The 15,096-nt window shown below is 43.3% G+C and carries 16 protein-coding genes and 1 pseudogene; 8 read left to right on the top strand and 9 right to left on the bottom strand.

The annotated features are described in order from the left end of the window. Positions 1-55 precede the first annotated feature (55 nt). The 3 genes and pseudogenes from RMZ95_RS06260 to RMZ95_RS06250 form a co-directional block, all read left to right on the top strand. Positions 56-625, top strand: a pseudogene (locus RMZ95_RS06260) (HAD family hydrolase); the annotation flags it as partial. 120 nt (positions 626-745) lie between these two features. Continuing rightward, complete coding sequence (locus RMZ95_RS06255; protein WP_322685004.1) at positions 746-1,096, top strand: DUF952 domain-containing protein; 351 nt, start codon at positions 746-748, stop codon at positions 1,094-1,096. A gap of 258 nt (positions 1,097-1,354) precedes the next feature. Continuing rightward, positions 1,355-2,272 carry an RluA family pseudouridine synthase gene (locus RMZ95_RS06250; protein ID WP_322685005.1) on the top strand — a complete coding sequence of 306 codons (918 nt, stop codon included), beginning with the start codon at positions 1,355-1,357 and terminating at the stop codon, positions 2,270-2,272. Positions 2,273-2,461: 189 nt separating this feature from the next. On the opposite strand, the gene RMZ95_RS06245 is transcribed toward RMZ95_RS06250, so the two are convergent. From RMZ95_RS06245 to RMZ95_RS06235, 3 genes are all read right to left on the bottom strand, one after another. Beyond that, entirely contained in the window at positions 2,462-3,229 is a 768-nt protein-coding gene (locus RMZ95_RS06245; protein ID WP_322672019.1) for a phycobilisome rod-core linker polypeptide, read from the bottom strand. A gap of 482 nt (positions 3,230-3,711) precedes the next feature. Beyond that, positions 3,712-4,254 carry a hypothetical protein gene (locus RMZ95_RS06240; RefSeq protein WP_322684924.1) on the bottom strand — a complete coding sequence of 181 codons (543 nt, stop codon included), beginning with the start codon at positions 4,252-4,254 and terminating at the stop codon, positions 3,712-3,714. Continuing rightward, positions 4,255-4,860 (bottom strand): phycobiliprotein lyase, encoded by a 606-nt coding sequence (locus RMZ95_RS06235; RefSeq protein ID WP_409882169.1) that lies wholly within the window; start codon positions 4,858-4,860, stop codon positions 4,255-4,257. Between the two features lie 302 nt (positions 4,861-5,162). On the opposite strand from RMZ95_RS06235, the gene RMZ95_RS06230 reads away from it, so the two are divergent. The 4 genes from RMZ95_RS06230 to RMZ95_RS06215 all read left to right on the top strand — a co-directional run bounded on the left by RMZ95_RS06230 (position 5,163) and on the right by RMZ95_RS06215 (position 7,539). Further along, positions 5,163-5,333 carry an NblA/ycf18 family protein gene (locus tag RMZ95_RS06230; protein WP_242060871.1) on the top strand — a complete coding sequence of 57 codons (171 nt, stop codon included), beginning with the start codon at positions 5,163-5,165 and terminating at the stop codon, positions 5,331-5,333. 278 nt (positions 5,334-5,611) lie between these two features. Continuing rightward, entirely contained in the window at positions 5,612-6,169 is a 558-nt protein-coding gene (locus RMZ95_RS06225; RefSeq protein ID WP_322672021.1) for a bleomycin hydrolase, read from the top strand. A gap of 78 nt (positions 6,170-6,247) precedes the next feature. After that, on the top strand, positions 6,248-6,742 hold the full coding sequence (locus RMZ95_RS06220) for a bleomycin hydrolase (protein ID WP_322672022.1): 495 nt from the start codon (positions 6,248-6,250) through the stop codon (positions 6,740-6,742). A 194-nt stretch (positions 6,743-6,936) separates the two neighbouring features. Then, positions 6,937-7,539, top strand: a complete 603-nt coding sequence (locus RMZ95_RS06215; protein ID WP_322672023.1) for a HEAT repeat domain-containing protein — start codon at positions 6,937-6,939, stop codon at positions 7,537-7,539. A gap of 47 nt (positions 7,540-7,586) precedes the next feature. Here RMZ95_RS06215 and RMZ95_RS06210 read toward each other — a convergent pair whose 3' ends face one another. Both RMZ95_RS06210 and RMZ95_RS06205 read right to left on the bottom strand, forming a co-directional pair. Further along, positions 7,587-8,495 (bottom strand): HEAT repeat domain-containing protein, encoded by a 909-nt coding sequence (locus RMZ95_RS06210; RefSeq protein ID WP_322684925.1) that lies wholly within the window; start codon positions 8,493-8,495, stop codon positions 7,587-7,589. 32 nt (positions 8,496-8,527) lie between these two features. Beyond that, a complete protein-coding gene (locus RMZ95_RS06205) occupies positions 8,528-8,767 on the bottom strand; it encodes a hypothetical protein (protein ID WP_322684926.1) in 240 nt (79 codons plus the stop codon). A gap of 287 nt (positions 8,768-9,054) precedes the next feature. Here RMZ95_RS06205 and RMZ95_RS06200 point away from each other — a divergent pair, with 287 nt between their 5' ends. After that, on the top strand, positions 9,055-10,326 hold the full coding sequence (locus RMZ95_RS06200) for a HEAT repeat domain-containing protein (protein WP_322684927.1): 1,272 nt from the start codon (positions 9,055-9,057) through the stop codon (positions 10,324-10,326). 32 nt (positions 10,327-10,358) lie between these two features. Here RMZ95_RS06200 and RMZ95_RS06195 read toward each other — a convergent pair whose 3' ends face one another. The 4 genes from RMZ95_RS06195 to RMZ95_RS06180 form a co-directional block, all read right to left on the bottom strand. Further along, on the bottom strand, positions 10,359-10,919 hold the full coding sequence (locus tag RMZ95_RS06195; RefSeq protein WP_322684928.1) for a sugar O-acetyltransferase: 561 nt from the start codon (positions 10,917-10,919) through the stop codon (positions 10,359-10,361). 257 nt (positions 10,920-11,176) lie between these two features. Further along, the gene (gene glgA / locus RMZ95_RS06190) at positions 11,177-12,619 is read right to left on the bottom strand and encodes a glycogen synthase GlgA (protein ID WP_322684929.1); all 1,443 of its coding nucleotides are present in this window, start codon (positions 12,617-12,619) and stop codon (positions 11,177-11,179) included. Between the two features lie 134 nt (positions 12,620-12,753). Further along, positions 12,754-13,725: a hydroxymethylbilane synthase gene (gene hemC, locus RMZ95_RS06185; RefSeq protein WP_322672029.1), complete on the bottom strand. Its 972-nt coding sequence runs from the start codon at positions 13,723-13,725 to the stop codon at positions 12,754-12,756. A gap of 375 nt (positions 13,726-14,100) precedes the next feature. Next, positions 14,101-14,838, bottom strand: coding sequence for a phycobilisome rod-core linker polypeptide (locus tag RMZ95_RS06180; protein ID WP_322684930.1), 738 nt, complete (start codon positions 14,836-14,838; stop codon positions 14,101-14,103). Positions 14,839-15,096: the final 258 nt, after the last annotated feature.

Genomic DNA, 15,096 nt, shown 5'->3' with positions numbered 1-15,096 from the left:
TTTAGTCGTCTGGGTATGAAATTTTAAAGAATAATATTATTTAGCGATCGCTAGTATGAAATTAGTCGTTTTTGATATTGATGGTACACTAACCAATACCAACAAAATTGATGAAAATTGTTTTGTACGTGCTTTTGCTTTGGAATTTGGCATTTCTGGTATAAATACGAATTGGGCTGAATACGCATACACAACGGATTCTGGAATTACCCAACAAATTTTCAAAGAAAAATTAGAACGTCTTCCTTCAGATGAAGAGATAGTTAGACTCAAAACACGTTTTGTTAGCCTACTCCAGGAAGCGTTTATTAACAAGCAAGATTTATTCAGCGAAATTCCTGGTGCTGCAAATGTATTAGCTAAATTACAGCTAGACCCTGATTGGTGTGTTGCGATCGCAACTGGTGGTTGGTGTGAATCTGCCAAATTAAAACTTCAAAAAGCTAATTTACAAATAGAAAGTATTCCATTGGCTTCAGCTAATGATGCACTTTCACGAGAAGATATTATTAAGACAGCTATTATCAAAGCGAAGAATGTTTATCAAATTGAAAAATTTCATAAAGTTGTTTTTGTAGGTGATGGTGTTTGGGATGTCAAAGCAGCCTATCGATTGAATATTGCTTTTATTAGAGTAGCTGATACTAAATTAAAAAATATAGGTGCTAGCAAAGTAATTAAAGACTTTACAAATTTAGAAGATTTCCTGAAAATATTACAATATGCAGTAATTCCTAAATTTTCTATGAAAACTATTCTCCACATTACCAAACGCCAACAATGGGAACAAGCAAAAAATGTCGGTAGATATTGCGCTGATTCTTTAGACAGTGAAGGTTTTATACATTGTTCAAAGTCCACGCAAATACTCAAGGTTGCAAAAAGATTTTTTTATAATCAAAAAGAATTGGTACTACTTTTTATTGATTCTGATAAAGTCCAAGCTGAAATTCGTTATGAAGAAGCTGAAATTGGCGAATTGTTTCCTCATATTTATGGTGAATTAAATATTGATGCTGTGTATCAGGTGATTGATTTTGAAGCTGGGGAAGATGGTTTATTTGAGTTGCCGCAAGAAGTTATAAATTTAGAATAATGAACCGCAAAGGAGCAAAGGACACGAAGAAGAAAGACCAAATTAAGATTTTGTTTGTGTAGACGAGGTTTCTAACCAACCAACCAAAGGAATTCCGCGCTTTACTTAAAGAAGGGGAATTAATAATCTAGAGCAATTGTGACCGAATTTAATTTACAAATCCAAGAAAATAGCGATCGCTTTGCCAACGCCAAGGGCGATCGCTTGTCAACTCCACATGAGGATGCTACACCTAGCTTGCTTCCCCTTAAGAGTACGATACACTGCGTCAACACCAAAGGCGATCGCCTCGACCGTTACCTTTCCCAAGAATTACCAGACTTATCCCGTTCCCGCATCCAACAGTTAATCGAACAGGGTAATGTCCAACTTAACGATCGAGTTTGCACATCCAAGAAGATCAATGTCAAGGTAGGCGATCGCATCACTCTGGAAATACCAGAAGCGCAACCTTTAGAACTACAAGCCGAAGATATCCCCTTAGATATCCTTTACGAAGACGACCAATTACTTATTCTCAATAAACCCGTAGGTTTAGTTGTCCATCCTGCACCCGGCCATCCAGATGGTACTTTAGTAAATGCCCTATTGGCTCACTGTCCCAATTTACCAGGAATTGGCGGAGTCCAACGTCCAGGAATTGTCCATCGATTGGATAAGGATACTACGGGTGCGATCGCGATCGCTAAAACAGATATTGCCCATCATCATCTACAAGCACAACTGAAAGCAAAAACTGCACGACGAGAATACTTGGGCATAGTTTACGGTGCGCCAAAAACTGAAAGTGGCACTATCGACTTGCCCATTGGTCGCCATCCCCAAGACCGCAAAAAAATGGCTGTTATGCCTGTCGAACAAGGCGGACGAGTCGCCGTCACTCACTGGAAAATATTAGAACGCCTTGGTAACTTCACCTTAATTCACTTTCAATTAGAAACTGGACGCACCCATCAAATTCGCGTCCACAGCAGCAAAATCGGTCATCCCATTGTCGGCGATCCAGTTTATAGTTCTGGCCATTCAGTGGGTGTAAATTTACCTGGTCAAGCACTACACGCTTGGCGACTCAAATTGCAGCATCCCTTATCTGAGGAGTTGATTGAGGTGACAGCGACTCCTCCCGCCCACTTCACAAAACTTTTAGAGATACTAAAAAGACGAACTACACTTTAACGCCCAATGCCCAATGCCCAATGCCCAATGCCCAATGCCCAATCCCCATTAACAACTAGCGTGCATTAGACATGGGATAGAGTTTGTTTCACTTAGTTATATCTAAATAAAACTCCTACATAACCCAAGACTTATGCACGCTATAAAACGATCGAGTGAATGTACTAGCCAGCCACCGACTAAAAATCGTTATTTAATTCCTGACAGTTGCCGATAAGGTACAGACTTTTCGATATCGATGTTGTATGGCGAGATCCGTTGTGGAGCATTGCCAGTTGCATTGATACTTTGTGCTAAACCCAAGAACAAAGCTGGATCGCCAGCCTTGGGCTTTTGCTCTTGTGGGAGGAATCTGCGTACTTCGACCTGCCAAATGATTTGGGGGAAACCCAGTTTGGCACGGTGATAATCTTCGTATCGCGGAGATTTGATGTTGAATGGCAACTCACCCTCAGATTGGGATGGGAGTATCCGACGGCGCTGATAAGGCACTGTGGAGTATCCAAAATTGCTCAGGTACTCTTCAGTGTTGAGCACTTCATCAATAAAGCCTACAATCCCCTTGGTAGCGACTACAATTGACCAGGCGATTTTTTCCCGCTCGTTGTATGGATCGCGTCCTAGAACCCGCTGAATTACTTGCTCAACAAAACGATAGTTATTGTTGAGGTCGTAGAAGCTTTTCTTAAAGGTATTGGAAAGCACCAATCCACGAATAAAGTCCCGTACTGTAATTTGTCCATTACGGAGTTGAGACTCTAAATATGTTTCGCGATCGGCAGCAAAGGCATAGAAGAAAATTTGACGATATGCTGCTTCTATCAGATCACCTAAATCTGACGGAGAAAGTATATTGTCAGTAGTGAAAATCCTGGGTTGTTCATCACCAGGTACTTCATACGCAGCTACACGCTGGTTTTGACTTGAAGGGCTATATTCTAACAGAGGAAGTGGCACTCTAAAGCCTCCATGTTCTTAATTAAAGTTAACAACTTTTAATCACATATTAAGGGAGTAGTTGTATCAGAACTTCAGATTCTGATAAAATTTCACGAAACTTAACTAAGGGAAATTTAAGTATTCGTAGTATAAATGATTAGTTTGCTGGATTCAACCCATAGCTAATCAAGAAAAATAGGTAATCAGACTTCCAGCTTAATGACTACGTAAATGACTAAAAAATTTTATTCACATATTTTAGATTAGGAGATTCAGTTTCACCTTTTTGAACTGAAGCAATAATTTTTAACATTTAGCAAAAGAAATTAATAGGATATAGGAGATTGGGCATTGGGCATGGGGCATTGGGAATGGGGCATTGGGCGTTAGGAGTGCTGAGTTAGGAGTTAAGAGTTAAGAGTTTTGTTTATCTCCTTGTCCCCTTGTCCCCTTGTCCCCTTGTCCCCTCATCTCCCCTGCCCCCTGCCTCCCTCGGCGACTCAACGACCTATCCAAAATTCCAGGGGATCTATGGTTGATTTACAGTAAGGCCAGCTACGCAAAGTTGCTTCCATTCCTGCCTCCCAGTAGGGTGGTTCCAATCCCAGTCCTAAGCATAAATGAGATAGGATGCTAGCAAACTGCTCGTTGTGACCAAACTCTCCTAGATGGGCATGGGCGTATTCATGGACGACTACACCAAACCAGTCTTTAGGTGCAACTCGACCAACATCTACCAGAATAGTGATTGGGTTTGTGAGAATGTTGCACAGCCCATCTATGCCAAAAGATTGAGCTATGGGGACTGCAAAAATTTGGATGTGGCGACGCTCTTGGGGATGAAAACACTGATGACAAACTTCTAGATAGTTGTTGATCTGAGCGTTCACAGCGTTAATATTCTCACCGATCCAAGTGCAAATGGGAATGCGATCGCGCAGGTTATCAAACACATTCACCATACCCGGTTCTAGGGCAAGCCCCTGTACCAGACGCAGATAATCTTGCCCACGAGTAAAAGCATCGCTCTGCTTAAGAATCATTCACCAGCCCAAAACTGAATAAAATTGTCTTTTTTCCAAAATATCCGCTCCTTGTCTTTGTGTGACTTCTTCTGAGCTAGAAGCCTCAACAGAATCAATGCGGCTTTCGGAACAAAACGATGCGGTGCTAAAGCCGCCAAACCTTTTGACTGTACTGGTTCTTAGTCGCATATTTGGGCTGGCGAACCAGAATCGCTCAATGGAACTCATTGTTTCATATTCGGTTGTCAATACTAGTCCATCTTCATCATCCATGTGAAAAAGACCAACTACAGGCACTATTTCCGCATAACCTCTTTCACGGAGTAATTTGCCTTGCCTTGGATTATCGCCATCAGGCACGATCGCAAATATGGTTTTCCCCTGATGATTCTCCTCATCCTCTCGATCCCAGGCCATTGTCCCTAGCCAACGCACACGCGAACCACCGACACAAAGGCTGGGGTCAATCTCATGATAGCGGCACAATTCAATGATTTCGGGATGATTAGCATCGAGAGTTTCTACCTGTATATCCGATTCTCCTATCTCTGAGCGTTTGAACGCCAGATGATGAGTTGCACGTTGCGATCGCCACTTACCAGCACTTAGCTGAAAAAATTCCATTGCGTCTATCAATCTTCTGACTCCTACTTATTACTCCTGCGGATGATGTTTTACGAGGTCTTTGTTTTTAGAGTAGTTGGTATATAAACATTCTAAACATTACAGCGATTAGTGGTCAGCTTCAATAAACACCCTAGAAAGGGAGGGACAAATATGTTGTCATGTAATTGTAAACTTTTATGAGTCTGATTTCTTATAGCTTGACAATATAGACATTTTAATATCCAAGTGCTAGACTAGTAGAAAGCGATCGTCTTCCACTAACAACAAATACTTTTCGATTCAATCAATCACAGGAGTGAATGATGGACTTTCCAGTCGAATTAACTTTAGAGCAACAGTTTCGCTTACAAAATTTGAAAGATCAGGTAAAAAATTTGAGTCAACAAGAGGCTCAAGAATTTTTACTAGAAGTTTTACGGCAGATGATGGTGAAAGATAATTTGGTCAAACATTTGTTAAAACAAGCTTGATCGACTAAAAAACAAAATTTTTTCCTTAAGACTTACGCAATGGGAGAGTTCCATCAAAATGCGTAAGTCTTAATTTTTTTGCTCAATTTCGGCTAAAACTTGATTTCTCGATCGGGAAAGCAAATTCCAGGTAAATATTACAGATTATTACTTTCTCTCTCATAGTAAAGACTAGGGTACTATCGATCCCCTATGTTTTTGTTTGGCTACTCGCAGTTAACCTGCTTGAAAACACGCCAAAAATAATATCCGCCATTTGTGAATATTAAGGAGAACTCATGGTTCTTGATGCTTTTTCCAGAGCTGTAATTTCAGCTGATGCTAAAACCGCTCCTATCGGTGGTGCTGACTTAGCAGCCCTTAAGTCTTTCATCGCTGAAGGCAACAAGCGCCTTGATGCAGTGAATGCGATCGCCAGCAACGCTAGCTGTGCGGTTTCTGATGCCATTGCTGGGATTGCTTGTGAAAACACAGGTTTGATTCAATCTGGTGGTAACTTGTACCCCACTCGTCGGATGGCTGCTTGCTTGCGCGATGCTGAAATCGTTCTGCGCTATGTAACTTATGCATTGTTGGCTGGTGATTCTTCCGTATTGGACGATCGCGCTTTGAACGGTCTGAAAGAAACTTACACAGCTTTGGGCGTACCCACTGGATCTTCTGTACGGGCTTTCCAAATCCTGAAAGCGATCAGCGTTGCTCACATCACCAACACCAACACTGAAGCTAACGCTGGCAAAAGATTCCGCAAACAAGAAGTTGTTCAAGGCGACTGCTCTGCTCTAGCTGCTGAAGCTGCTAGCTATTTCGATCGCGTTATTTCTGCTCTGAGCTAATCGCTCATGGTTAAAGGCTATTAGCCAAGCAAACTGAAATTAAAACTCGATCAAATCTAATCTGGAGTATAAAAAGCAATGAAATCAGTTATCACTACAGTTATTGGATCTGCTGATGCAGCAGGTCGTTTTCCAACCACCTCCGATCTAGAATCCGTTCAAGGTAGTATTCAACGTGCTAATGCTCGTTTAGAAGCTGCTGAAAAGCTAGCTTCTGGTATCGATGCTGTAGCTAAGGAAGGTTATGATGCTGCATTCAAGAAATATCCTTTCCTGAGCCAAGAAGGTGAAGCTGGCGACACTCAAGTTAAGAAAGACAAGTGCCTGCGCGACATCAAGCACTACCTACGCTTGATCAACTACAGCTTAGTTGTGGGCGGTACTGGCCCTCTGGATGAGTGGGGTATTGCAGGTGCTCGCGAAGTTTATCGCTCTTTGAATCTGCCCACCGCTCCCTACGTTACTGCATTGACTTATACTCGCGATCGCGCTTGCGCTCCTCGCGACTTGTCTCCTCAAGCGTTGGTTGAGTTCCGCAATCTCCTCGACTACGTAATCAACTCTCTTTCATAGTCATAGGGATTGACTAGACGTAGACGAGCGATCGTCATACTCTAAAACTTAGGGACTCTCAGTCTGTTGCTTTGCCTATATCAGGTTGGGTGATTGACCAAGAGTCCCTCTGTTGTTAATAATTCGTAATTTGTAATTCGTAATTCGTAATTAATGATTGAACTTGGGGGATTTAAACAGGGAAATTTTCTTTTATGACAATAGATTCTCTATTTGCACAATTAAAACATCCCAATCCCAATTTGCGGGAACGAGCTATGTGGGAACTGGCTGATGTCCGTGATGAAAATACCATTCCTCGGCTGATGGGTATTTTAGATGAAGAAGATGTCACCTATCGTCGAGCTGCGGTAAAAGCACTGGGTGCTATTGGGACAGATGCTGTACCGCTACTGGTAGAGTCATTAGTAAATAGTGATAATGCAACCATTCGGGGTAGTTGTGCTAAAGCTCTAGCACAGGTTGCTGCTAATCATCCCGATGTTCCCTTCCCGAATGAGGGCTTACAGGGATTGCAAACAGCGCTTAATGACCCAAATCCAGTTGTTTATATTGCATCCGTAATGGCACTGGGTGAGATTGGATCTCCCGCCTTTGAAATTTTGACTGAAGCTTTGAAAACAATAGATAATGTGGCGGTGGCTGTGGCGATCGTCAATGCACTCGGTTCGATGGGCGATATCCGTGGGGTGGAAGTGCTGACGGCATTGACAAATGATGAATCTGTCGATCCGTATGTTCGAGAGTCAGCAGTGAGCGCTTTACCCCGATTAGATCAAGTGATTAAATATAACTGAGAGTAGCGATCGCTAATTATGCGCTCAAATGGAAAATGTTCATCGCCTTATTCCCAAGCTTCCTCTTCTAACTGCCTCTCAATTTGAGAAATTGCCAACTTCATCACCGCCTGAACCCCCGCTTCTTCTTCCTCAGTTAATGCGGCTTGCAGGGGTTCTAAAGCAGCACCATCACCAATTTTCATCAATGCCAGAGCTGCTGCTTTTCGGGTTTCCCAATCGGGATGATGTAGTAATTCAACAAGGCTAGGAATTGCGGAACGATAGGTCAGGCTACCCAAAGCTGCTGCGGCTTCACACCTGACAATTTCAGATGGATCGTTGAGAGCATTAATTAAAATATTAAATGCTCCTTCTTGAGTGCCTTCTTGAGCAATTTTAGCGATCGCACCCACCACCGCAGCCCGAACTTCAGCGGAGTCGGAGTTAATCTCTCGATATAAATGCTCCTTTGCCTCTGCACCAATAAATCCTAACGCCCATACGGCATGACCTTTGGCACTTTCTGGATACTCGGTTGACGCTAAGATTTTCAGCAATGCTGGTACAGCTGCCTCACCTATTTTGGCAAGCCCCCCAACAGACGAGGTTTTGACCACCATATCCTCATCATTTAACAGGGCATTGACCAAAGTCGGAACTGCGATCGGGTCAGCAATCAGTGTCAAGGTTTTAGCGCTGGCTCTCCGCACAACTGGGTTGGGATGATTTGCCACAGCTTCCATCAATAAAGGGGTCGCTGGTTTGCCGATTTTACCCAAAGCCTCTGCAAAACTCAACCTAACCATGCCTCGTGAGTCTCCCATACTCTCAACCATCCGCTTTACTAGCTCTTGGTCATCCGAGTTGAAGGTGTTTAAGCTTAATTGCTCACTCACCGCTTTAAATAAAGCGTCAGTTTCTGCATGGGACAGATTTAACGAATCTGTCCCGAATTGAGTTTCGGAGTTGAGCATATAATCTCTAGCTAAATTATCAAGACAAATGACTAGTTGCTGCCACTCAGCGCAGCTTGCCGATCGCGGAGTTCCTGGAGGGCAGAATCAATCTTGGCAAGCTCAGGCTCCAGGTTTGCCATAACGCTTACTTTCTTCAACTTAGCCCGTTTTGCAGTTTCCGTAGTTTCTTGAACTAGACGTTCCCGATATTGCTCAAGTTCTGCAATCACTTCTGCTACATCTTGAGCGGTTACGTTATCGGTTGTTGTGAGTTCTGAAGTTTCATCCATAAGTTTTGTTTCCTAAATATGTGTTTATATGAATGATGTGCGAGCGGTGTTCCCAAAAATGTTTGTATTTGGTTATTCGTTAAAGAGAGACAACTAACTAATAGCTGACAAATGTATATGTTTCGATCTTCTCAGATCGCGTTACCACTGGTAAAGCTTTTTGATGTAAATCTTCAAAAGTCTAACTCAACTACATTATTTTCTAATGCCCAATAACTAGTACCCAGTCCCTAGTACGATAGTAAAAGTGACTTCAAAGCAATTATCCAAGAGCAATTTACAGATCAATGGATAAACGTTTTTTTAAAATGTTTGGCTTAACAGAAGAAGAAGCGATCGCAATTATCGATACACCATTAGAACAACTCGAAGACGCTTCTGATAAGTATATTGCTGTTTCCCATTTAATTAACTTCCCGACTGAGCAATCGATCGCGGCTTTGGTGCGGGCGATTGAAAACAGTAACCCTGATGAGTTAGACCACCGCATTGTCCGACGCAAAGCTGTGGAAAGTCTGGGGCGATTGCAGGCACAATCAGCTTTACCTGTAATTCGGCAATGTCTTAAAGATGATGATATTTATACTGTTGAAAATACCGTGTGGACGATTGGAGAAATCGGGACTAAAGATCCAGAAATTCTCGAAGAGGTGGCGCAACTCCTTGATAAACCAGGTCAAATCTATCGAGTCATTATTCACACTTTAGCTAACGCTGACTATCAACCGTCCCTTGAACGTGTACGAAAATTTACTTTATCTGAGGATGAACCTACTCGTAGTGCGGCGATCGCTACAGTTTGTCGATTCACGGGTGACTACTCCCAAATTACTGAAGTAATGGCGCTACTGCAAAGTTCAAGCGTCAATGCACGACGCGGTTGCATTCAAGATTTGATTGATTCTGGCTACTACAAAGCCATCCCAGAAATCGCTCGTTGTCCAGTATCTCTGGTATTCCGGTTACGAGCATTGCGGATGCTTTTGGATGCAGGCGTTCCCAGTGGTGAAATTACCTTTACAGAAATTCAACCTTACTTAGAGCAAGTACTCTACGATCGCCCCAACGATCTCGATCTAGTACATGAGTATGATGCTACCCCTGTTCTGGATTTTGTGATTAACGAACTCTACGAAACCGATTTTGGACGTTGCTATTTAGCGACAAAAACTTTACTAGATATCTATGCACAAGAAGCACCCCAAGCACTTCTAGTAACTTATGGCGACAAAGCATATAACGACTATGGCGCTCATTATCATGTGATGAAACTTTTTGGCTGGCTAAAATATGCTCCCGCCTACGATTTATTAGTAGAAAACCTGCACAACCGCGAACCTCAGTTTCAGAAATCTCGTGCGGCGTGTGCGATCGCTCTTGGTGAATTGGGTGATTCACGAGCAATTCCTGAAATCAAAATTTGCCTGAATACACCGATTTGGGATTTGAAATACGCTTGTTTATTAGCGCTAGACCGCTTAGGAGATTCGTCTGGGCGGGAAATTTGTACTGGCGATCGTGATTGGTTAATTAGGGCGAAAGCAACAAGTACTCAATAGTTAGAAGTTAGAATTCAAAAGTTATATTGAACCTAGATATCCGTTATTTCCCGGATAACACGGCAGGGGTTGCCAGCAGCTAACACCCCGGCAGGAATGTCGTGGGTGACTACGCTACCCGCGCCGATGACGCACCCCGAACCGATTGTCACGCCCGGACAAATGACAGCCCCGCCGCCAACCCACACGTCAGAGCCGATCTCGACCGACTTGCCGAACTCCTGCTGGCGGCGCAACTTTGCGTTAAGCGGGTGGGTGGCAGTATAAATCTGCACCCCTGGGCCAAACAATGTGTAATCTCCGATTTTGACCTGGCAGACATCGAGTACGACGCAGTTGAAGTTGAAAAAGCACTTCTTCCCGATCAGTATGTTGAACCCGTAGTCGCAGAAGAATGGCGACTGTATCCACACGTCCTCGCCTCCTGCGCCCAACAGTTCTTGGAGGATGCGCTGACGCTCCTCGTGTTGGGAAAAGCGCATGGCATTGAGGTCTTGACACAAGTCCCGCGCCCGGTCGCGAGCGCGGACTAGTTCAGGGTCAAGCTTGTTATACAGCTCTCCTGCCAACATCTTCTCGCGTTCACTAAGCACAATGACGCCTCTTTACAGCAGATTGCAGGTTCATGAAGTACAATACTAAACCAGATTTCAATTTCAGTAAACCGAAAAGTTTTGCGTTAGCGTACCCCTTTGGGGCAGCGTCTCTTACAGAAGCTCACCGTACCCCTTTGGGGATCTTGCTATGCGTAGCGTCTCGTAGAGAAGGTATCGCCCGAATCCATAACTAGCAAATTGAGTTATTTAAAGTTAGGAGTAGAAACGCACATCTGTACGCCTCTACTGGCGGTTTAGGACTTACTACTGGTGACTGCTTCGTTTAAAATTAACTTTGGTTCTGGTGTCTCCTCTTCTTCTTCTGGCAAACCGAAAATTGACCTGTACAACTTCACGTACTGCTTGGCAGATTGATACCAGCTAAAATCTTGACTCATGCCGCGTTGCTGTAGTTCTTGCCATTGCGGTTTGAAACGGAAGCCTTCCCAAGCTCGGATCATAGAGGTGAAAAGGTCTAACGGTTCATAGCGATCGAAGCAATAACCAGTACCAGCAGCATTTTCAGGGTCGTGATGAGTTACAGTGTCAACTAATCCACCTGTGCGGCGGACAATGGGCACAGAACCGTAGCGCAAAGCCATCATTTGGCTAATACCGCATGGTTCAAAACGGCTAGGCATCAAGAAGGCATCAGTACCAGCGTAGATCCGGCGAGACAAGGCATCGTTATACAGTAAGTAAGTTGCCATGCGTCCGGGGAAACGGGATGCTAATTGCCACATCTGAGTTTCATAGTAGCGATCGCCTGTCCCCAACAGCACAAACTGGGCATCTGTATAAGATAGAAAGCGATCGAGGATTTGCAATATCAAATCAATCCCTTTTTGTTCTACTAATCGGGTAACAATCCCAATAAAAAAGGCTTTGGAATTGACTTCTAATCCTACTTCTTGTTGCAAAGCAATTTTATTGGCTTTGCGTTTTTCTAAAGTATCAGCAGTAAAGGTTTGCTCAATGTATTTGTCATTTTCTGGGTTATAAACTTCGGTATCAATACCGTTGATAATCCCAGATAATTTACCGCTAATAAAAGACAGCAAACCTTCTAATGTTTCACCGTAAGTAGCTGTCTTGATTTGATCGGCATAGGTAGGCGAAACTGTATTTACCTTATTGGCAAATTGTACCGCCGCCGCCATGACGTTGTGTCCTTGCATATACCAGGGACACCAAGTAATTTTCTCTAAATACCAACGCCACGGCCCTTGATAAGCCAGGTTATGGATGGTAAACACTGTGGTGATATCAGGATCTTGGTGCATCCATACGGGAATCATTCCTGTATGCCAATCGTGACAATGGATAATATCTGGCTTCCAGTAATTCCAGGCGAACTCGGCTGCACCATTAGCAAACAATGTGAACCGCCAATCTTCATCATCTCCAGAATAGATGCGGCGCGGCATGAAGGCCGGATGTCCAAATAAGTACAAGGGAACATCAGTACCAGGCAGAACACTTTCATACACTGCAAAGTGCTGGAACATCGCATCTCCCCACCAAATGGGTTCATAGGGAATTTCCATTTTGTCTGGCAGGAAGCCGTAGTAAGGCAAGAATATCCGCACATCATGCCCCATTTCTCTCAGGACTTTGGGTAATGCCCCGACAACATCACCCATTCCTCCTACTTTCGCAACTGGTGCTGCCTCTGCTGCAACAAATAGAATCCGCATGGTAATTTTTGCTTCCCTGAGTCAATATTGTCAAATTAACTTTTTGAAATCCCGACCAACGCGACAAGTCGCGTCTGGCACATCAGTGCAACGGCGATCAATTATTATCTAATCACATCGGCTTGCCCAATTGCTTAGGAACCGCGCTGAATCACCGCAAAAATTTCTGATAAAATTTCTTGCGCGCCCTGTTTTCGCAACAGTTCTGCTAGTTCTGTGCCTAGTGCTTCGGCGTTATTGGCAAGTCCGGTGACGGTATCTTTGACAAACTTTTGACCATCTACACTGGCGACTATCCCGGTTAAAGTTAAATTATCACCAGATATTTCTGTATTTACACCGATAGGTACTTGACATCCACCCTCTAGAGAACGGAGAAAAGATCGTTCGGCAAGACAGCGATCGCGTGTTTCAGTATGTTCAATTGCTTTGAGTAGAGATAGCACTTCACTATCATCAGCACGGCATTCTATCCCCAAAGCTCCTTGTCCAACTGCGTGGAGGGAGATTTCTTTGGGTAAGATTTGATGAACGCGATCGCCCATTCCCAATCTCTCTAATCCTGCTGCTGCCAAAATCAAAGCATCGTATTCACCTGCATCCAGTTTTGCCAACCGTGTAATTAAGTTTCCTCGCACATCCTTAAAGGTAAAGTGAGGAAAATGGTGGCGTAACTGTGCTAACCGCCGTAGAGAAGATGTACCAATTACCGCACCTTCTGGCAATGTATCGATTTGTTTATCTTTGTGCTTTTCATGCACCACTAATGCATCTGCTGGGTTTTCTCGTTCAGTAATTGCTGCTAACGTTAACCCTTCTGGTAAGTGAGTCGGCAAATCCTTAAGGGAATGAACTGCAAAGTCAATCTCTTGATCGATCATTCCGAGTTCAAGTTCTTTAGTAAAAAGTCCTTTATCGCCAATCTTAGCTAATGCTACGTCCAAGATTTTATCGCCTTGGGTAGACATGGTGTGGACTTCAAAAGTGATATCAGGAAAGCTTTTCTGTAGTTGCTCTTGTACCCAGTAGGTCTGAACCAGAGCAAGTTGGCTTTTACGTGAGCCGATCCGAATAGTGCGTGGGGGACTAGAAACAACTGAAGTCATAAAACAATATATCAAAGGAGGCGATAAATTCACTCTCATCTAGACTACCGTAGTCAGGGACTCATGCGAATTTTGGGTTTTAGATTTTGGATTTTGGATTACAATTCTTTACCAAAAGCTTGTTTGTGGAATCTCAAATATATAGAAGGGGATGGGGAATGGGGATGGTGGGGCCCCCTCTGGGGATAAGGGGTAATGGGGAATGGGGAAAAGGAATTTTCATTGCTCCTTGTAAGCGGACTTTAGCTAACTATTGAGTCCGTTGTTGAAGGCAGTGTTCTAGTTCAGCGTTGAGTGTTTGTAGCTGTTTGTAAAGTTCTGACTGTTGGATGTAGCGATCGCCATTGTGAGCGATCGCTACATCTCAAGTTTCAGCTAGTACCCACCAAATTTTGGGAAATAACCAAATGTGGTCAGCAAACTAAACAAGACAATCAGTGCCAGTGTTGAAGCTAATAGCAATAACACCACATCTCTGTTAGAACTGCGTAAGAAGGTTTGTAAATTAAAAGGCTCAACCTGCTTTCTCCTCATGGGAAGCAGCAATTTATTGCGATAATCTTCGCCATAACGAGCTATTCTGGCAAATGGTAATTCTCCTAAAGAGCGTCCTTGTAAAATCCGTCGCCGTTGATAGGGGACTGTATTGTAACCAAAGTTACTCATATACTCCTCACTATCCACCAAATCGTCGATAAACCTGTGCAGTCCTTTACTAGCTAGCACAATCGACCAGGCTAGTTTTTCGCTTTCATTGTAAACCTCACGACCCAATAAGCGCTGTATGCATATCTGCACAAAGCGGTAATTGTTGTTGCTTTCGTAATTGAGTCGCCGAAATGGATCGGATATTGCTAACCCTCGAATGAAATCCCTAGTTGTAATTTGACCAGTTCTCAGTTGGGATTCTAGACAGATTTGGCGGTTACTATCTAGCATCTGTTGTTCGTGGAAAATCTGGCGATAGGCTGCTTTAATCAAGGCATCCATTTCTAGTGATGATTGCAGATATTCGGTTGTATGAATTCTAGGTTGCTCGTCGCCAAGAATCTCATATCCAGATACACGATGATTTCGAGATGAGGGGGAATAGCTTAACAAAGGAATAGACATATTAGAGCTATAAATTTGCAGGGATTGGGAATTATGTATGAGCCAAAACAGTTCTGCTAGCGAGGCGTTGAGTCAGTACCGAGTTCTGAAGATTCCCAACTCAGCACTCCTGAAAGGCATTTAATTTTGCTCTTGTCTCCCTTATCCCCAGTTATTAGCCCTTTGAGTTGTAATTCCGGCAAAACTGATTAGTAGTATGCCAAGTTGAAGTTTGTAGTAAGGACTTCAGTCCTTATTTTCTAAGCACTAAAGTGCTTA

The sequence above is a fragment of the Nostoc sp. DedQUE07 genome (assembly GCF_034530975.2).
GTDB lineage: Bacteria > Cyanobacteriota > Cyanobacteriia > Cyanobacteriales > Nostocaceae > Nostoc.
This window is presented reverse-complemented; position numbering and strand designations above follow the sequence as displayed.